General features: G+C 67.2%; 18 protein-coding genes. 10 read left to right on the plus strand and 8 right to left on the minus strand.

Annotated elements, in window-relative coordinates:
• Positions 1 to 6: 6 nt before the first annotated feature.
• Positions 7 to 999, minus strand: coding sequence for a taurine ABC transporter substrate-binding protein (locus AC6RA4_RS13535; RefSeq protein WP_500161119.1), 993 nt, complete (start codon positions 997 to 999; stop codon positions 7 to 9).
• Positions 1,000 to 1,315: 316 nt separating this feature from the next.
• Here AC6RA4_RS13535 and AC6RA4_RS13540 point away from each other — a divergent pair, with 316 nt between their 5' ends.
• Both AC6RA4_RS13540 and AC6RA4_RS13545 read left to right on the plus strand, forming a co-directional pair.
• On the plus strand, positions 1,316 to 2,704 hold the full coding sequence (locus AC6RA4_RS13540; protein WP_500161121.1) for an aminotransferase family protein: 1,389 nt from the start codon (positions 1,316 to 1,318) through the stop codon (positions 2,702 to 2,704).
• A gap of 3 nt (positions 2,705 to 2,707) precedes the next feature.
• Positions 2,708 to 3,409 (plus strand): GNAT family N-acetyltransferase, encoded by a 702-nt coding sequence (locus AC6RA4_RS13545; protein WP_500161122.1) that lies wholly within the window; start codon positions 2,708 to 2,710, stop codon positions 3,407 to 3,409.
• A gap of 9 nt (positions 3,410 to 3,418) precedes the next feature.
• Here the strand turns inward: AC6RA4_RS13545 and AC6RA4_RS13550 are convergent, their stop codons facing one another.
• Positions 3,419 to 3,835 (minus strand): MarR family winged helix-turn-helix transcriptional regulator, encoded by a 417-nt coding sequence (locus tag AC6RA4_RS13550; protein WP_500161124.1) that lies wholly within the window; start codon positions 3,833 to 3,835, stop codon positions 3,419 to 3,421.
• A 127-nt stretch (positions 3,836 to 3,962) separates the two neighbouring features.
• Here AC6RA4_RS13550 and AC6RA4_RS13555 point away from each other — a divergent pair, with 127 nt between their 5' ends.
• Positions 3,963 to 4,391: an organic hydroperoxide resistance protein gene (locus AC6RA4_RS13555; RefSeq protein WP_500161126.1), complete on the plus strand. Its 429-nt coding sequence runs from the start codon at positions 3,963 to 3,965 to the stop codon at positions 4,389 to 4,391.
• Between the two features lie 82 nt (positions 4,392 to 4,473).
• Here AC6RA4_RS13555 and AC6RA4_RS13560 read toward each other — a convergent pair whose 3' ends face one another.
• From AC6RA4_RS13560 to AC6RA4_RS13575, 4 genes are all read right to left on the minus strand, one after another.
• Positions 4,474 to 4,887 carry a hypothetical protein gene (locus AC6RA4_RS13560; protein WP_500161128.1) on the minus strand — a complete coding sequence of 138 codons (414 nt, stop codon included), beginning with the start codon at positions 4,885 to 4,887 and terminating at the stop codon, positions 4,474 to 4,476.
• Between the two features lie 244 nt (positions 4,888 to 5,131).
• On the minus strand, positions 5,132 to 5,419 hold the full coding sequence (locus AC6RA4_RS13565; RefSeq protein WP_500161130.1) for an HU family DNA-binding protein: 288 nt from the start codon (positions 5,417 to 5,419) through the stop codon (positions 5,132 to 5,134).
• Positions 5,420 to 5,560: 141 nt separating this feature from the next.
• On the minus strand, positions 5,561 to 7,045 hold the full coding sequence (locus AC6RA4_RS13570) for an AMP nucleosidase (protein WP_500161132.1): 1,485 nt from the start codon (positions 7,043 to 7,045) through the stop codon (positions 5,561 to 5,563).
• 437 nt (positions 7,046 to 7,482) lie between these two features.
• Entirely contained in the window at positions 7,483 to 8,352 is an 870-nt protein-coding gene (locus AC6RA4_RS13575; RefSeq protein WP_500161134.1) for a branched-chain amino acid aminotransferase, read from the minus strand.
• Positions 8,353 to 8,512: 160 nt separating this feature from the next.
• On the opposite strand from AC6RA4_RS13575, the gene AC6RA4_RS13580 reads away from it, so the two are divergent.
• The 6 genes from AC6RA4_RS13580 to dxs all read left to right on the plus strand — a co-directional run bounded on the left by AC6RA4_RS13580 (position 8,513) and on the right by dxs (position 13,790).
• Positions 8,513 to 9,025 (plus strand): MarR family winged helix-turn-helix transcriptional regulator, encoded by a 513-nt coding sequence (locus tag AC6RA4_RS13580; RefSeq protein WP_500161136.1) that lies wholly within the window; start codon positions 8,513 to 8,515, stop codon positions 9,023 to 9,025.
• Positions 9,022 to 9,723 carry a response regulator gene (locus AC6RA4_RS13585; RefSeq protein ID WP_500161138.1) on the plus strand — a complete coding sequence of 234 codons (702 nt, stop codon included), beginning with the start codon at positions 9,022 to 9,024 and terminating at the stop codon, positions 9,721 to 9,723. The genes AC6RA4_RS13580 and AC6RA4_RS13585 overlap by 4 nt, the downstream gene beginning before the upstream one ends.
• Before the next feature lie 84 nt (positions 9,724 to 9,807).
• On the plus strand, positions 9,808 to 10,734 hold the full coding sequence (locus tag AC6RA4_RS13590; protein ID WP_500161140.1) for a histone deacetylase family protein: 927 nt from the start codon (positions 9,808 to 9,810) through the stop codon (positions 10,732 to 10,734).
• Positions 10,731 to 10,973 carry an exodeoxyribonuclease VII small subunit gene (locus AC6RA4_RS13595; RefSeq protein ID WP_007793548.1) on the plus strand — a complete coding sequence of 81 codons (243 nt, stop codon included), beginning with the start codon at positions 10,731 to 10,733 and terminating at the stop codon, positions 10,971 to 10,973. Before AC6RA4_RS13590 ends, AC6RA4_RS13595 begins: the two co-directional genes overlap by 4 nt.
• Positions 10,974 to 10,979: 6 nt before the next feature.
• On the plus strand, positions 10,980 to 11,849 hold the full coding sequence (locus AC6RA4_RS13600) for a polyprenyl synthetase family protein (protein WP_500161142.1): 870 nt from the start codon (positions 10,980 to 10,982) through the stop codon (positions 11,847 to 11,849).
• 15 nt (positions 11,850 to 11,864) lie between these two features.
• The gene (gene dxs, locus AC6RA4_RS13605) at positions 11,865 to 13,790 is read left to right on the plus strand and encodes a 1-deoxy-D-xylulose-5-phosphate synthase (RefSeq protein WP_500161144.1); all 1,926 of its coding nucleotides are present in this window, start codon (positions 11,865 to 11,867) and stop codon (positions 13,788 to 13,790) included.
• Between the two features lie 166 nt (positions 13,791 to 13,956).
• Here the strand turns inward: dxs and AC6RA4_RS13610 are convergent, their stop codons facing one another.
• A complete protein-coding gene (locus AC6RA4_RS13610; protein WP_500161146.1) occupies positions 13,957 to 14,457 on the minus strand; it encodes a L,D-transpeptidase family protein in 501 nt (166 codons plus the stop codon).
• Between the two features lie 18 nt (positions 14,458 to 14,475).
• Positions 14,476 to 15,570 carry a GTP cyclohydrolase II gene (ribA, locus tag AC6RA4_RS13615; RefSeq protein ID WP_500161148.1) on the minus strand — a complete coding sequence of 365 codons (1,095 nt, stop codon included), beginning with the start codon at positions 15,568 to 15,570 and terminating at the stop codon, positions 14,476 to 14,478.
• 157 nt (positions 15,571 to 15,727) lie between these two features.
• Between ribA and AC6RA4_RS13620 the strand changes: the two genes are divergently transcribed.
• Positions 15,728 to 16,414 (plus strand): response regulator transcription factor, encoded by a 687-nt coding sequence (locus tag AC6RA4_RS13620; protein WP_222602751.1) that lies wholly within the window; start codon positions 15,728 to 15,730, stop codon positions 16,412 to 16,414.
• Positions 16,415 to 16,494: the final 80 nt, after the last annotated feature.

Consider the following 16,494-nt stretch of genomic DNA (forward strand, 5'->3'; position numbering starts at 1 on the left):
CGCGTCTTACATGCCCGAGGCCGCCTCGAGCGGGCCGGTGTTGACCGCGTCGGCATAGCTGTCGAGCGCCGCGTCGATCGAGCCCGCCGCGACGAAGACATCCGCCACGCCCTTCATGAACTCCTGCGCGCCGCCGCCCAGCCACTTCTCGGTGAGCTGGTCCTCGACGGTCGGGAAGACGAAGGTGGCCAGCGTCTCGGCGGTGGCATCTTCGTCCATGCCGGCATCCTTGGCGATCACCGGCAGCATCATCTCGTGATTTGCCTCGTCAGCCCACATGGCGTTGGCATCGGCGGTCACCTTGAGGAACTGCGCCACGAGGTCCGAGTTCTCGGCCACCCAACCCGCCGGGCCGGAGGTCACGTCGAACACCAGGATGCCTAGCTCTTCCTTCTCGGCGCCGGTCAGCAGCACGTTGCCGTGCTCCTTCATGCGGCGCAGCGAGCCGCCCCAGCCGCAGGCCATGTCGACCGAGCCCTGCGCAATGGCCGCGGCGCCGTCGGGCGGCGCCATGTCGACGATCTCCATGCCGGAGATATCGACGCCGAAGTGATCCATCTGCTTGAGGAAACCGTAATGCGCGGCGGTGCCCAGCGGCACGGCGACCTTCTTGCCGGCCAGCTCATCGGCGGAGTCCTTGTCGATCTCGAGCGCTTCGGCGACGACGCAATTGTCGTTGTCGGCATAGCTCACCGCCACGTCGAGGATCTGCAGATCCTGCCCGGCCGAGGCCGCGACCACGAAGGGCGGCACGCCCTGGCTCACCGAAAGATGCACGTCGCCCGAGGCCATCGCGGCGCTCATCGCGGTGCCGGTGTCGAAGCTCACCCAGTTGATATCGACGCCCATCGCCTCTTCGTACATGCCCTCGGCCTTGGCGTATTCGAACGGCATCGGCCACTCGAGGAAATAGCCCACGGTGATCGTCTCTGCGCTGGCGGCACCGGTCATCAGCGCAGCGGCGGCGGCACCCGCCATGAGGCCCTTGATTGTCTTCATCATGACTCTCCCTGTCATCCGGCCCCTGCTTCATGGCGGGGCCTTGTGTGGGGGCGCAGGCGGCAGAGCCGCGCGCCTCGGGCCAATCCGAGCCGAAATTGAGCGGCCAATCAATGGTTTTTCCAAAAAATGCGCCCGATTTGCGTGCAGTTGCACAGTTGGCAGGCCCCGCCCCCGATGCCGGGTTTCCCCGCAATCCGCAGCCCGGCCCCCCTCGCGAGGCGCCGCGGGTGTTGCCAGCACCGAATATGTGTGTGCTAACATTCGCGCCAGACGGCCCCGGGGCCGGAATCACGCTTCCCAGGAGACAGGAAAAATGGACGGCACGCTCACGCAGAACGATCTCAGCCACGTTGTCGAGGCCGACAAGCGCCACGTGTGGCATCATCTGACGCAGCACAAGCCGTTCGAGACCAGCGACCCGCGCATCATCGTCGAGGGCAAGGGCCTGCGGGTCTGGGACCAGCACGGCCGCGAGCATATCGATGCCGTCTCCGGCGCGGTCTGGACCGTCAACGTGGGCTACGGCCGCAAGTCGATCGTCGATGCGATGTCGGAACAGCTGATGAAGCTGAACTATTTCGCCGGTGCCGCGGGCTCGGTGCCGGGCGCCCTGTTTGCCGAGAAGCTGATCTCGAAGATGCCGGGCATGAGCCGGGTCTACTATACCAACTCGGGCTCGGAGGCGAACGAGAAGGCCTTCAAGATGGTCCGCCAGATCGCCCACAAGCGCTATGGCGGCAAGAAGCACAAGATCCTCTACCGCGAGCGCGACTACCACGGCTCGACCATTGGCGCGATGTCCGCGGGCGGTCAGGTCGAGCGCAACATGCAGTACGGCCCCTTTGCGCCGGGCTTTGTCGAGGTGCCGCATTGCCTCGAGTACCGCGCCCAGTGGGATCTTACCGGCGAGGCCTATGGCCGGCGCGCCGCCGACGCCATCGAGGAGGTCATCCTGCGCGAGGGCCCCGACACAGTAGGCGCGCTCTGCCTCGAGCCGGTGACCGCCGGGGGCGGCGTCATCGTGCCACCGCCGGGCTACTGGGAGCGCGTGCAGGAGATCTGCCGCAAGTACGACATCCTGCTGCATATCGACGAGGTCGTCTGCGGCGTGGGCCGCACCGGCACCCATTGGTTCGGCTACCAGCATTACGGCATCGAGCCGGATTTCGTCACCATGGCGAAGGGCGTCGCCTCGGGCTACGCCGCCATCGCCTGCTGCGTCACCTCCGAGCGCGTCTTCGACATGTTCAAGGACGATGACAGCGATCCGATGAACTACTTCCGCGACATCTCGACCTTCGGCGGCTGCACCGCCGGCCCCGCCGCGGCGCTTGAGAACATGCGCATCATCGAGGACGAGAACCTGCTCGAGAACACCACCAAGATGGGCGAGTACATGCTCGAGAAACTGGCCGCCCTCGGCGACAAACACGCCGTGGTGGGCGAGGCGCGCGGCAAGGGCCTGTTCCTCGGGCTCGAGCTGGTCAAGGATCGCGCCACCAAGGAGCCGGTCGCCGAGAAGCAGATCGGCGCTGTGGTCGGCGCCTGTGCCGCCGCCGGCGTCATCATCGGCGCGACCAACCGCTCGGTCCCGGGGCTGAACAACGTGCTGTGCTTCGCGCCGCCGCTGATCGCCACCAGCGACGACATCGACCAGATCGTCGACGCGGTGGACCAGAGCCTGACCAAGGTCTTCGCCTGATCCATGACCGACACTCCCGTGAACGATCTGGGGCAACCCGTCGGCCAGCCGGTCGACGGGAGCTTCCCCCGCCCGCGCCCCGAGCGGCGCGTCAACGAGGGACGGTATGTGCGGCTCGAGCCGCTGACCGTGGCCCACGCCCCTGCCCTCTTCGAGACCTTCGCCGAGGACAAAGCGGGGCGCGGCTGGACCTACCTGCCGCGCGGCCCCTTCGCCGACCTGGCGGATGCAACAGCCTGGGCCGCCATGGCCGAGGCCAGCGAGGATCCGCTCTACTTCGCCATCTGCACGCCCGAGGGCCAGCCTGTCGGGTTCTGCTCCTACCTGCGCATTGACCCGGCCGTTGGGTCGATCGAGGTCGGCTTCATCCACATGTCGCCGCGCCTGCAGAAGACCGCCGGCGCCACCGAGGCGATGTACCTGATGATGGCGCGCGCCTTCGACGAACTGGGCTACCGCCGCTACGAGTGGAAATGCGACGCGCTCAACATGCCGTCGCGACGCGCCGCCCAGCGGCTCGGCTTCCAGTACGAGGGCACCTTCCGGCAGGCCACGATCGTCAAGGGCCGCAATCGCGATACCGCGTGGTTCTCGGTGCTGGATCGGGAATGGCCCGCGCTCAAGGCGCGGTTCGAGCACTGGCTCGCGCCGGAGAATTTCGACGAGTCCGGCCGGCAGATCGTCAAGCTCGGCGCCGTCGCCTGAGGCGGCGCCCTAGCCTGTCTCGTCCGCCTTGCGCAGACGCTGCCGCAGATCCTGAAGCTCGTCGCGCAGGCGGATGAGATCCGCCACCGGCAGGCCGATGCGCGCGGCAAGGCATTCGGGGATGCTCGCAGCCTGCTCCTGAAGCGCGCGGCCCTGCTCGGTGACCCGGATCAGCACCCGCCGCTCGTCCTTGCTGTCGCGCGTGCGGCTGACCAGCCCCTGCCCCTCGAGACGCTTCAACATTGGCGTGAGCGTGTTCGATTCGAGCTGCAGGTCGCGCCCGAGGGCCCCCACGGTGCGCCCGTCCTCGGCCCAGAGCGCCGTCATCACCAGATATTGCGGATAGGTCAGGCCAAGCCCGTCGAGCAGCTCAGCATAGGCCTGCTGCATCGCGTGCTGCGCCGAATAGAGCGCGAAACAGATCATGTCTGGCGGGGTCAGCTGCATCAGAAATAGGTAGAACCCGCGTCGGCGGATGACAAGAATGTTGACATCAGGAATATCGCACCCATTTATATCGCACACGATTTATTCATGGGCGAAAGGATATCCGATGAGCGTCGACATCAAATACACCACCGAAGCCACCGCCACCGGCGGTGGCCGCAACGGCCAGTCGAAACTGGCCAGCGGCATGCTCACCGCCACCATGTCGAGCCCGAAGGAGCTTGGCGGCGACGGCAAGGGCCACAACCCGGAAGAGTTCTTCGCCCTCGGTTACGCCGCCTGCTATCTCGGGGCGATGCGCTTTGCCGCCAGCAGCGAGAAGCTGGGCACCGTGCCGGACGATGCCAGCGTGACCGCAGAGGTGGGGATCGGGGGCCGCTCGGATGGCGGCTTCGGGCTGAAGGTGACGCTCAAGGTCGCGCTGCCGGGAGTGCCCCACGACGTGGCGAAGACCATCACCGAGCGCGGCCACTTCATCTGCCCCTACTCGAACGCCACCCAGGGCAATATCGAGGTCATGACCGAACTGCTCTGAGCCGCCTCATATTCCCCGAAACGCAGCGCGGCCCGCCATTGGCGGGCCGTGTCGATCTCCGAAACAGGCCAAAGGGTGCGAGTCAGTCCTTGCCGCTTTGCGACTTGGAGTGGCTGTGTTCGCCCCCGGCTTCGCCGTCATCCTTGTGATGGCGTTCGCCGTCATCATTTCCGGCGGTCCGGTCGTGTTCGCGGTCGCCGTACTTCACCCCGTCATCCTTGTGATGCTTGGCGGGAATCACCTCGTCGCCGATCCGCTCGCCCTTTCGGAACTTGCCCTGCGCGATCACCTCTTCGGTCTCCTCATCGAGAATGACCACAGCGATGTCTTGCCCCTTCTGGCCGCTCATCCGCAGCCCCTGCCCGGTCTTCTCGACCTGGATGTTCCTGTAGCCCTGCCCGGCAAGCGCCTCCTGCACCGCCTCGGCCCCGGGCCCGGCAAACGCTCCGCTCGCGACAACCATGGCGAGCGCCATTGCAACGATACCTGTCTTCATGATGGTCCTCCTCCTTCACGTGCGCTGCCTCTTGGCCGGCGCCAACATATGCGCATTTTACGATACGTTAGGAGAGACCGCGTTGACGGGCATCAAGTGCAAGCCGCAACGCCCCGAAGATCTATAAATTCGTTCTATATCAGCATATTAAACCCGCACCTCCACCCCTGCGAAGGCGGCACCCGGATGCAAAAAGGACCGCCCGAGGCGGTCCTTTTCGAGAATTCGGTCGTCCGGGCTGGGGTCAGCCGTTGACGCTGTCCTTCAGAGCCTTCGCGATGGTCATCTTGACCTGCTTGTCGGCTTCTTTCTTGAACTGTTCGCCGGTGGCGGGGTTGCGCACCATGCGCTCGGGACGCTCGCGGCAGTAGATCTTGCCAACGCCCGGAAGGGTCACGGCACCGCCGCCAGCCACTTCCTTGGTGATGATCCCGGTGATCGCATCCAGCGCGGTGGAGGCGGTCTTCTTGTCTGCGCCCATCTCCTCGGCCAGAGCGGCCACCAGCTGGGTCTTGGTCATCGGTTTCGCCATTTCATGGTCTCCTTAGCTGCCCGAACGATTGGGCCTCGATACGGGAAAGTAACATCATCTGGGTTTCAAACACAACGATTAGGGGCTGTTTGCAAGGGAAAACTGCGCATTTAGCGGTGTATCGGCACTGTTACACCCAAGTCAGAGGAAAGCTGTTTCCTCAAAGCTACGCAGTTTGCGGCTGTGCAGGCGTTCCAGAGGCATCCCGCGCAGCCGTTCCATGGCTCGTATCCCGATCATCAGGTGGCGTGCAACCTGAGTCTTGTAGAAGTCGCTGGCCATGCCCGGCAATTTCAGCTCACCATGCAGCGGCTTGTCGCTGACGCAGAGCAGCGTTCCATAGGGCACCCGGAAGCGGAAGCCGTTGGCGGCGATGGTGGCGCTCTCCATGTCGAGCGCCACGGCGCGCGACTGGCTCAGCCGCTGCACCGGGCCGGACTGGTCGCGCAACTCCCAGTTGCGGTTGTCGACCGAAGCCACGGTGCCGGTGCGCATGATGCGCTTGAGGTCGTAGCCGTCGAGCTGGGTCTCCTCGGCCACCGCCTGCTCGAGCGCCACCTGGATCTCGGCCAGCGCCGGAATCGGCACCCAGACCGGCAGGTCGTCGTCGAGCACCTTGTCCTCGCGCAGATAGGCGTGGGCGAGCACGAAATCGCCAAGGCTCTGCGAGCTGCGCAGCCCGGCGCAATGGCCGACCATCAGCCAGGCATGCGGGCGCAGCACGGCGATGTGGTCGGTGGCGGTCTTGGCGTTGGAGGGCCCCACCCCGATATTGACCAGCGTGATGCCCGAGCCGTTCTTGCGCTTGAGATGGTAGGTCGGCATCTGCGGCATCTTCAGGCTCGGCGGGATCTCGGCCTCAGAGTCGGTGATCTCGACATTGCCGGTCGAGACGAAGCTTGTGTAGCCGCTCTCGGGGTCGGCGAGCTGCTGTCGGGCATAGGCTTCGAACTCGCTGACATAGAACTGGTAGTTGGTGAACAGCACGTGGTTCTGGAAATGCTGCGGGTCAGTGGCGGTGTAATGCGCCAGCCGCGCCAGCGAGTAGTCGACCCGCTGCGCGGTGAAGGGCGCCAGCGGCCCGGCGCCATCCTCGGCGGGCTTGGCCACGCCGTTGACGATGTCGTCATTGGTCACCGTGAGATCGGGCACGTCGAACACGTCGCGCAGGATGAAACGCCCGGCGCCCTCCTGCGGCACGGCGAGGTCGGGATAATTGGCGACGGCGAAATGCACCGGCATCGGCGTCGTAGACAGGCCGATCTGCACCGCGACCTGGTGGTTCTCGAGCAGGAGCGCGATCTGCTGCTTGAGGTAGTGCCGGAAGAGATCGGGCCGGGTGATGCTGGTGGCATGGGTGCCGGGGGCCGCGACGTGGCCAAAGCTCAGGCGGCTGTCGACCTTGGCATGGGTGCCGGTGGTGATCCGCACCTCGGGGTAGAAGGCGCGAAGACGCACGCCAGGGTGGCCGTTGGCCATGGCATCAAGGAAGCGGTCGTGCAGGAAGGTGATCGATAAATCGTAGAGCGCGCAGAGTCGGTCGACGGCCTGCGCCGCATCGGTAAAGAGCGCGGCCTCCGGGGCCTCGGGAGACACGATCTCCAGCGGTGCGTGGTTGTCCTGCATGCCTGCCTCGTCACGTTATTTGCGAGGCAAGGTGACACCAAGGCGCGGGGCGTTCAAGCGCTGGTGTGACCGTTAACGTCGGGGGAGGGTTGGGGGCGCGCGTGCAAGGGATGGCGCGCTTGCGTTTCCCGGCCCGCCTGGGCGAAGCCACATGGCCTGGGACGCCGCCGCGCCATCGACGGCCCGCGGGATGGCGACCTGCGCCTTGAACCTCTTGATTTATCTTGGCCAGATCCGAAGGACCTCGACACGCGTTGCCCAACCCAACCAAATCGCCAGCCCGTCGGGGCGGGCCGGCGATGGCGCGGCGGCCTTATTTCCGCGCAATCGTGGTTCGAGCCCTGGCTCTGAAGAAGGACGTCCCAACCTCCCAACAACGCAAAACACCCCGCGGCCTCAGCCTCGGGGTGCCCTGTCTCATCGAAGAGGTGTCAGCCTCAGCTGCGCACCAGCGTCTCGTAGGTCTCGGCGATGTCGAGGGTCAACGCGCCGACCTCAAAGCTGTAATCGCCGATCTGCCCCACCGGGGTGACCTCGGCAGCGGTGCCGGTGAGCCAGCACTGCTCGAAGCTTTCAAGCTCCTCGGGCATGATGTGGCGCTCGTGCACGGTGATGCCCTTCTCCTTCAGCAGCCGGATCACCGTCTGGCGGGTCAGGCCGTTGAGGAAGCAGTCGGCCAGCGGCGTGTGCACCTCGCCATCCTTCACGAAGAAGATGTTGGCGCCGGTCGCCTCGGCCACGTAGCCGCGGTAATCCATGAACAGCGCATCCGAGCAGCCCTTCGCCTCGGCGGCGTGCTTGGACATGGTGCAGATCATGTAGAGGCCGGCGGCCTTGGCATGCACCGGGATGGTCTCCGGCGAGGGGCGCTTCCACTTGGCGATGTCGAGCTTGGCGCCCTTGGTCTTGGCGTCGCCATAGTAGTTGCCCCATTCCCACGCGGCCACGGCGAGCTGCACCGGGTTGCGCGACGAGGCGACCCCCATATCCGGGCCGGCACCGCGCCAGGCCACGGCACGCACATAGGCGTTGGTGAAGCCGTTGACCTTGAGCACCTCATCCTTGATCGCGTCGATCTCGTCGGCGGTGTAGGGGATCTCGAAGTCGAGCGATTTCGCCGAGGCGATCAGGCGCTCGGAATGCTCGTGGCCGAGGAAGATCTTGCCCTCGTAGGCCCGCTCGCCCTCGAAGACCGAGCTCGCATAGTGCAGCGCGTGGGTCAGTACGTGCACCTTCGCGTCCCGCCACTCCACCAGCTGCCCATCGAGCCAGATCTTTCCGTCGCGGTCGTCATACGCACCTTCCATAGCGAGTCTCCTTCTCGGCGCCTTTTCATTTGTTGCGCAACTTACGTCCGATGCGGACATATAATTGCGGAAAAACTGCGACTCGCTACCAGTTTGCTATTGGAATGTCAACAAGGCTGACTTAAACTGCCGCAAAAGACGGAAGACGGAGGGGGCAGCGATGGCAGACGGTCCGGGCAGTCAGGGACATGGCGGCGAGTTGCTGCTCTATCTCACCGTCTTAGTGCTGCGGCTTTTCATCGAGGCGATGTTCTTTGGGTATCGGGCGTTTTCCGGCGATCCCGACCGCTTGCTGCAGGGCCTGCAATACGGTCGCGCGCATCACCGCGCCATCCACTTCATCAACATCGCGCCCGGCACCACGGTCAACAACCTGCTGTCGATCCTCGGCGTCACCAAGCAATCGCTCAATCGTGTCCTGCGCACCCTGATCGAGGACGGGCTGGTGGAAAGCCGGGTCGGACGCGCCGACAAGCGCGAGCGTCACCTGTTCCTGACCGAGGCCGGCGCGGCGCTTGAACACCAGCTCTCCGAGGCGCAGCGCGCCCGGATGCGCGCCGCCTACCGGCAGGCCGGCCCCGAGGCCGTTGCCGGCTTTCGCCGGGTGCTCGAGGCGATGATGGATCCCGAGATGCGCCGCCATTACTCCGGCCTGCGCGAGGCCCGCGGATGAGCGATCCCGACGCCCATATCCTAATCGTCGACGATGACGAGCGCATCCGCGGCCTGTTGCAGAAGTTCCTGATCCGCAACGGCTTTCTCGTCAGCGCCGCGCGCGATGCCGCGCATGCCCGCCGCCTGCTCACCGGGCTCGAGTTCGACATGATCGTGCTCGACGTGATGATGCCCGGCGAGGACGGCATCTCGCTCACCGCCGCGATCCGCGAGAGCTCGAGCACGCCGATCATGCTGCTCACCGCCCGCGGCGAGACCGAGGACCGCATCAAGGGGCTCGAGGCCGGGGCAGACGATTACCTGGCCAAGCCCTTCGAGCCGAAGGAACTGCTGCTGCGCATCAACGCGATCCTGCGGCGCATGCCCGAGACCCCCTCCGAAGACACGGTGCCCAAGCTCATCGGCCTCGGCCCGATCCGCTACGACATCGAGCGCGGCGAGATGTGGAAGGGCGAGGAGCTGGTGCGCCTCACCGCCACCGAAAGCCAGCTGATGCGGATCTTCTCTGCCCGCCCGGGCGAGGCGCTGAGCCGGTCTCAGCTGGTCGAGGAGCTGGGCCGCGACAAGGGTCAGGCGCAGGAACGCGCGGTCGACGTGCAGATCACCCGCCTGCGCCGCAAGATCGAGAGCGACCCGAAGCAGCCGCGCTACCTGCAGACCGTGCGCGGCGCGGGCTACATGCTGGCGCCCGACTGACCGGCTCCCACCCCTGAAATTCGCACCTTGTCCCTGCCGGCCAATCGCGGTCTGCTGGGCCTGACCGATGAGGGAGGCTTTGTCATGACCACCGCGCTGATCACCCATGCCGATTGCCTCGAGCATGTCACCCCCGAGGGCCACCCCGAGCAGGTGGCCCGGCTCGAGCACGTGCTGCACGCGCTCGCCCCGCTCGACCTACTGCGCCTCACCGCCCCCGAGGCCAGCGACGCCGATCTCGCCCGCGTCCACCCGCGACGCTACATCGACCGCATCGCCGGCGCCGAGCCCGCCGAGGGTGAGATCGCGCTCGATGAAGACACCTGGATGTCGCCCGGCTCGATGCGGGGCGCACGGCGCGGCGCCGGGGCCGCGATCCGCGCCGTCGACGCGGTGATGGCGGGCGAGGCAAGCAATGCCTTCTGCGCCACCCGCCCGCCGGGCCACCATGCCGAGCGCGAGACCCCGATGGGCTTTTGCCTGTTCGGCAACGCCGCGCTGGCGGCCAAATACGCGCTCGATCACCACGGGCTCGAGCGCGTGGCGGTGGTCGATTTCGACGTCCACCACGGCAACGGCACGCAGGACCTGCTCTGGGACGAGCCGCGCGCGCTCTTCGTCTCGTCGCAGCAATTCCCGCTCTGGCCCGGCACCGGCGCCGCCAGCGAGCGCGGCGCGCATGACAATGTGCTCAACCTCCCCCTGCCCCCGGGCAGCGGCGGCACCGAGATGCATCGCGCCTATACCACCGAGGCCCTGCCCCGCCTGCGCGAATTCCGCCCCGAGCTGATCGTGCTCTCGGCCGGGTTCGACGCCCATCGCGACGACCCGCTGGCGCAGCTGCGCTGGCAGGACGAGGATTTTGCATGGCTCACCCACGCGCTCTGCCGGATCGCCGCCGAGCATTGCGAAGGGCGGGTGGTCTCGGTCTTGGAAGGCGGCTATGATCTCGCCGCGCTGGCCGGCTCGGCCCGCGCCCATGTGGAAGAACTGATCGAGGCAGGAAAATGAGCGACACGCCCGTCGAAGAAATGACATTCGAACAGGCCATGGCCGAGCTCGAGCAGGTGGTGGGGCAGCTCGAACGCGGCGAGGTGCCGCTCGAGCAGTCGATCGCGCTCTATGAACGCGGTGCCAAGCTCAAGGCGCGCTGCGAGACCAAGCTCAAGGAAGCCGAGGAGAAGGTCGCCCAGATCACCCTCGACGCCGAGGGCCAGCCCGCCGGGCTGAAGGCCGCCGAAGGCCTCTGACACCAAATGTTCCGCGACAGCCTTGAGGCCGGCGCCCGCGCCGTGGCCGGCCATTTCGATCATGTCCTGAGCGATCTCGCCGATCTGCCGGTGACGCAGGCGATGCGCTACGCCACCGCCGGCGGCAAGGGTCTGCGCGGCTGGCTGGTGCTGGAAGGCGCCCGCCTGCACGACGTTGCGCCGGAGCGCGCGCTCTGGCCGGCCTGCGCCATCGAGGCGATCCACGCCTACAGCCTGGTGCATGACGACCTGCCCTGCATGGACGATGACGACCTGCGCCGCGGGTTGCCGACGGTGCACCGCAAGTGGGACGAGGCCACCGCCGTGCTGGCCGGCGACGCGCTGCAGGCGCTTGGCTTCGAGATGGTCTCGGACCCGCGCTGCCACCCCGATGCAGCGGTGCGCGCCGATCTGGCCCTGAGCCTCGCCCGCGCCGCCGGCGCCCGCGGCATGGTGCTGGGGCAGGCCCTCGACATGGCCGCCGAGCGCGCCGACACGCCGCTCACGCTCGAGCAGATCACCGCGCTGCAGGACGGCAAGACCGGCGCGCTGATCGCGTGGTCCGCCGAGGCCGGCGCGCGGCTGGCGCAGGCCGATCTCGCGCCGCTCTCGGCCTATGCCAAGCGCCTCGGCCTTGCCTTCCAGATCGCCGACGACATCCTCGATGTCGAGGGCGACGCCGCCACCGTCGGCAAGGCGGTGGGCAAGGATGCCGATCGTGGCAAGGCCACCTTCGTGTCGCTCCTCGGGCTCGATGGGGCAAAACAGCGCGCCGGGAGCCTCGTGACCGAGGCCTGCGACGCGCTATCTCCCTATGGAAACCGGGCCGACGCCTTGCGGGAGGCCGCCCGTTTCGTTATCTCCCGCCGGAACTGAGTGTCGAGGGACAGCATGCCTGACAGCCCCAAAACGCCGCTTCTCGACCGGGTCGCCACGCCCGCCGATCTCAAGCGCCTTTCCGATGCCGAGCTCGAGCAACTCGCCCACGAGCTGCGCGCCGAAACCGTCGCCGCGGTCTCCGAGACCGGCGGCCATCTCGGCGCTGGCCTCGGCGTGGTCGAGCTTACCGTGGCGCTGCACGCAGTGTTCGACACCCCGCGCGACAAGGTGATCTGGGACGTCTCGCACCAGGCCTACCCGCACAAGATCCTGACCGGCCGCCGCGACCGCATCCGCACGCTGCGCAAGAAGGACGGGCTCTCGGGCTTCACCAAGCGCTCCGAGTCGCCCTACGATCCGTTTGGCGCCGGCCACAGCTCGACCTCGATCTCCGCCGCGCTCGGCTTCGCCGTGGCGCGCGATCTTGGCGGCGTCTGCGACACCGGCGCGGGCGATGCCATCGCGGTGATCGGCGACGGCGCGATGAGCGCCGGCATGGCCTACGAGGCGATGAACAACGCGGGCCATCTCGGCAAGCGGCTGATCGTCATCCTCAACGACAACGAGATGTCGATCGCGCCGCCCACCGGCGCGATGTCGTCCTATCTCTCGCGGCTCTATGCGGAGGAGCCGTTCCAGGATCTCAAGGCCGCCGCCAAGGGCGCGGTCTCGCTGCTGCCCGGGCCCTTCCGCGAGGGCGCCAAGCGTGCCAAGGAGATGCTCAAGGGCATGACCGTGGGCGGCACGCTGTTCGAGGAGCTGGGCTTCGACTATCTCGGCCCGCTCGACGGCCACGACCTGCACCAGCTGCTGCCGGTGCTGCGCATGGTGCGCGCCCGCGCCAGCAAGCCGATCCTGCTGCACGTGCTAACCAAGAAGGGCAAGGGCTATGCGCCGGCAGAGGATTCCGCCGATCGCGGCCATGCCCGCGCCAAGTTCGACGTGGCCACCGGCGAGCAGAAGAAGGCGCCCTCCAACGCGCCCTCCTACACCAAGGTCTTCGCCAAGGAGCTGACGCGCCTTGCCGCCGAGGACAGCCGCATCTGCGCGGTGACCGCCGCCATGCCCGACGGCACCGGGCTCGACCTGATGGCCGAGCGTTACCCCTCGCGGGTGTTCGACGTGGGCATCGCCGAGCAGCACGGCGTGACCTTCGCCGCCGGTCTCGCCGCGGGCGGGATGAAGCCGTTCTGCGCCATGTACTCGACCTTCCTGCAACGCGGCTACGACCAGGTGGTGCATGACGTGGCGATCCAGCGCCTGCCCGTGCGCTTCGCCATCGACCGCGCCGGGCTGGTGGGGGCGGATGGCGCCACCCATGCCGGCGCCTACGACATCGCCTTCATGGCCAACCTTCCGGGCATGGTGGTGATGGCCGCCGCCGACGAGGCCGAGCTCAAGCACATGGTGGCCACCGCCGCCGCGCATGACGACGGCCCTATCGCCTTCCGCTACCCGCGCGGCGAGGGCGAGGGCGTCGAGATGCCCGAGACCGGCGAGATCCTCGAGATCGGCCGCGGCCGCATCGTCTCGGAAGGCAGCCGCGTGGCGCTTCTGAGCTTCGGCACGCGGCTGGGCGAGGTCCGCAAGGCCTGCGAGAAGCTCTCGGCGCGGGGCATCACCCCCACCGTGGCCGATGCCCGCTTCGCCAAGCCGCTCGACCGCGAGCTGATCCTGCAGCTTGCGGCGGAACACGAGGCGCTGATCACCATCGAGGAAGGCTCGGTCGGAGGCTTCGGCAGCCACGTGGCGCAGCTGCTCTCCGACGAGGGCGTGTTCGACCACGGGCTCAGGTTCCGCTCCATGGTGCTGCCCGACACCTTCATCGACCACGCCAGCCCCGAGGACATGTACGAGACCGCCGGCCTCGACGCGCGCCACATCGAGGAGAAGGTGCTGACCACGCTGGGCGTCGACCTGCTCAGCCGCAAGGCCTGACACCGCCCACGCCCGATCTGCGCGCAGACGTCCCCCTCGGACGCCTCCGGCGGGAGTATTTTTGACGAAGAGAAGCCAGGGGCGCAGTGCTCCTGCCTTCTCTGGTTTCAAAATACCTCGGGGGTGAATTGGCGCAAAGCGCCAAGAGGGGGCAGCGCCCCCTTCCCTACCCCGCCAGCGCCTCGGGCACGATCAGCCGCGTCCCTGGCACCGCCAGCGCCGCGATCTCGCGGATATGATCCCGGCGGAAGGCCAGGCAGCCTTCGGTCGGGTAGCCCGGCCGCCGCCACTGGTGCAGGAAGATCGCCGAACCGCGCCCCGGCTGCGCGTCGGGCCAGTTCCAGTCGGTGGTCAGCACGATGTCGTAAAGCGGATCCGCCCGCCGCATGCGCTCGTGGCTCGGCCCGTAGGGCGCGCGCACAAGCGTGTTGTAGGCGGCATCGCCCGACGCATCGGACCACAGGTCACCGGGCAGGATCGGCACCGACCACGGGGCCGGCGCTGCCACCCGGTCGGGCCGGTGAAAGCACAGCGCGATGCGATGCGCGCCGACCGGCGTCGCCCCGTCGCCCTCGCGCTTGTCGACGCGTATCCCCCCCTTTCCTACCGAGCAGGGCCAGAGCCGACCGGCAAAGCGCAGCCCCATGGGCGTCAGAACCATCTCCATGCGTGCTCTCCTTCGCGCCTAGAGCAGGTGGCCGGACTTGGCCGCCTTGGTGGCGAGGTAATGGGCGTTGAACGCGGTCTTGCCGACCTTCAGCGGCACCCGCTCCGCCACCGCGATGCCGCAGCGCTCCATCATCGCCAGCTTGTTGGGGTTGTTGGTCAGGAGCCGCACCGAGCCAAAGCCCATGCGCCGCAGGATCTCCGCCCCGAGGCGGAAGTCGCGCTCATCATCCTCGAAGCCCAGCCGGTGATTGGCCTCGACGGTGTCGAACCCCTGGTCCTGCAGCGCGTAGGCCCGCATCTTGTTGGCCAGCCCGATGCCGCGCCCCTCCTGGTTGAGGTAGAGCAGCACCCCGTGCCCCTCCTCACCCATCTTCGCCAGCGCCGCGTGCAGCTGCGGACCGCAATCGCACTTCAGCGAGCCCAGCACGTCGCCGGTGAAGCAGGCCGAGTGCAGCCGCGCCAGCACCGGCGCGTCGCGGTCGGGGCGGCCGACCTCGATGGCGTAATGCTCCTCGGAGCCGTCCTGAGGGCGATAGATGTGCAGCCGCGCGTTCTCGGCGGTCTCCAGCGGCACCCGCGCCGAGACCACGTGATCGAGGTTCGAAAGCAGCAGCATCGACGGCGCCGCCGCCACGCCGTCGATCAGCGTCAGGTTCTCGCGCAGCGCCACGCCCTGCGGCGCCTCCACCTCGAGCACCAGCGCCGCGGGCAGCAGCCGCGCCGATTTCGCCAGCGTGATCGCCAGCCTGTGCAGCGCCACGTCGCCGCCGCGCCGCTCCTTCAGCGGGCCTTTCATCGGCATGGACAGGTCGTCCGCCGGATCGGCGATGGAGCGCACCCAGTCGAGCCCGGCATCCCCCGGCAGCGCCACCCGCGCCAGATCACCATCGTAGACCCGTGCCTTCAGCGTCGCGGCCCTGCGCGCGGTCAGCACCAGGTCGAGCTCCGCCCCCGCCTCGCGCACTAGCGCCAGCCGCTCGGGCGAGACCGTCTCCGCCGCCAGCACCAACAAGCCGCGCCCGCCGGCACCGGACAGCACCACCGGCACACCCATGCGCAGGTCGGCGCGGGCGCGGGCGAGGATCTCCATCAGGTTGGGTGCAAGCGGCATGAGGGCGGCCTTCCGGGACAGCGGCGCTGTAACAAACCAGCATCGAACTTGTAACAAAAGCCCTCCTCCAACACGAGGGCGTGAGACTGGTGCAGCAAAACTTGCCCGCACGCAACGGTGTTTCCATGTGAGGGGAAACGTGAACGGAGACAGACACATGGCTCAGATCAAGAACATCCTGCTGGTCGATGACGACGATGACCTGCGCGAGGCGCTGGCCGAACAACTGGTGATGACCGAGGATTTCGAGGTCTTCGAGGCCGAGACCGCGAGCGCCGCCATGGGCCGGGTCAAGGAGCAGAACTACGAGCTCATCATCCTCGACGTGGGCCTGCCCGACAATGACGGGCGCGAGCTCTGCCGGCTGATGCGCAAGCAAGGCGTGAAGGCGCCGATCATCATGCTGACCGGCCATGACACCGATGCCGACACCATCCTCGGGCTCGACGCCGGCGCCAACGACTACGTCACCAAGCCGTTCAAGTTCCCGGTGCTGCTCGCCCGGATCCGCGCCCAGCTGCGCCAGCACGAGCAGTCCGAGGACGCGGTCTTCACCGTTGGGCCCTACACCTTCAAACCGTCGATGAAGCTCTTGGTGACCGAGGATGATCGCAAGATCCGCCTCACCGAGAAGGAGACGAACATCCTCAAGTTCCTCTACCGCTCGACCGAGGGCGTGGTGCCGCGCGACGTGCTGCTGCACGAGGTCTGGGGCTACAATGCCGGCGTGACCACCCACACGCTTGAGACCCATATCTACCGCCTGCGCCAGAAGATTGAGCCCGATCCCTCCAACGCGCGCATCCTGGTGACCGAGTCGGGCGGCTATCGGCTGGTTGCCTAAGCTGCGCCGCGCCCGGTCGTTCGGGCCGGCCTGCCTCCGGCGGGAGTATTTTTGACGAAGAGAAGACAGGGGCGCAGCGC

The organism is Salipiger sp. (assembly GCF_059781815.1).

Bases quoted from the DNA above. Each gene is read 5' to 3' on its own strand.
- AC6RA4_RS13535 (WP_500161119.1), bottom strand. From the start codon at position 999: ATGAAGACAATCAAGGGCCTCATGGCGGGTGCCGCCGCCGCTGCGCTG.
- AC6RA4_RS13540 (WP_500161121.1), top strand. From the start codon at position 1,316: ATGGACGGCACGCTCACGCAGAACGATCTCAGCCACGTTGTCGAGGCC.
- AC6RA4_RS13545 (WP_500161122.1), top strand. From the start codon at position 2,708: ATGACCGACACTCCCGTGAACGATCTGGGGCAACCCGTCGGCCAGCCG.
- AC6RA4_RS13550 (WP_500161124.1), bottom strand. From the start codon at position 3,835: ATGATCTGTTTCGCGCTCTATTCGGCGCAGCACGCGATGCAGCAGGCC.
- AC6RA4_RS13555 (WP_500161126.1), top strand. From the start codon at position 3,963: ATGAGCGTCGACATCAAATACACCACCGAAGCCACCGCCACCGGCGGT.
- AC6RA4_RS13560 (WP_500161128.1), bottom strand. From the start codon at position 4,887: ATGAAGACAGGTATCGTTGCAATGGCGCTCGCCATGGTTGTCGCGAGC.
- AC6RA4_RS13565 (WP_500161130.1), bottom strand. From the start codon at position 5,419: ATGGCGAAACCGATGACCAAGACCCAGCTGGTGGCCGCTCTGGCCGAG.
- AC6RA4_RS13570 (WP_500161132.1), bottom strand. From the start codon at position 7,045: ATGCAGGACAACCACGCACCGCTGGAGATCGTGTCTCCCGAGGCCCCG.
- AC6RA4_RS13575 (WP_500161134.1), bottom strand. From the start codon at position 8,352: ATGGAAGGTGCGTATGACGACCGCGACGGAAAGATCTGGCTCGATGGG.
- AC6RA4_RS13580 (WP_500161136.1), top strand. From the start codon at position 8,513: ATGGCAGACGGTCCGGGCAGTCAGGGACATGGCGGCGAGTTGCTGCTC.
- AC6RA4_RS13585 (WP_500161138.1), top strand. From the start codon at position 9,022: ATGAGCGATCCCGACGCCCATATCCTAATCGTCGACGATGACGAGCGC.
- AC6RA4_RS13590 (WP_500161140.1), top strand. From the start codon at position 9,808: ATGACCACCGCGCTGATCACCCATGCCGATTGCCTCGAGCATGTCACC.
- AC6RA4_RS13595 (WP_007793548.1), top strand. From the start codon at position 10,731: ATGAGCGACACGCCCGTCGAAGAAATGACATTCGAACAGGCCATGGCC.
- AC6RA4_RS13600 (WP_500161142.1), top strand. From the start codon at position 10,980: ATGTTCCGCGACAGCCTTGAGGCCGGCGCCCGCGCCGTGGCCGGCCAT.
- dxs (WP_500161144.1), top strand. From the start codon at position 11,865: ATGCCTGACAGCCCCAAAACGCCGCTTCTCGACCGGGTCGCCACGCCC.
- AC6RA4_RS13610 (WP_500161146.1), bottom strand. From the start codon at position 14,457: ATGGAGATGGTTCTGACGCCCATGGGGCTGCGCTTTGCCGGTCGGCTC.
- ribA (WP_500161148.1), bottom strand. From the start codon at position 15,570: ATGCCGCTTGCACCCAACCTGATGGAGATCCTCGCCCGCGCCCGCGCC.
- AC6RA4_RS13620 (WP_222602751.1), top strand. From the start codon at position 15,728: ATGGCTCAGATCAAGAACATCCTGCTGGTCGATGACGACGATGACCTG.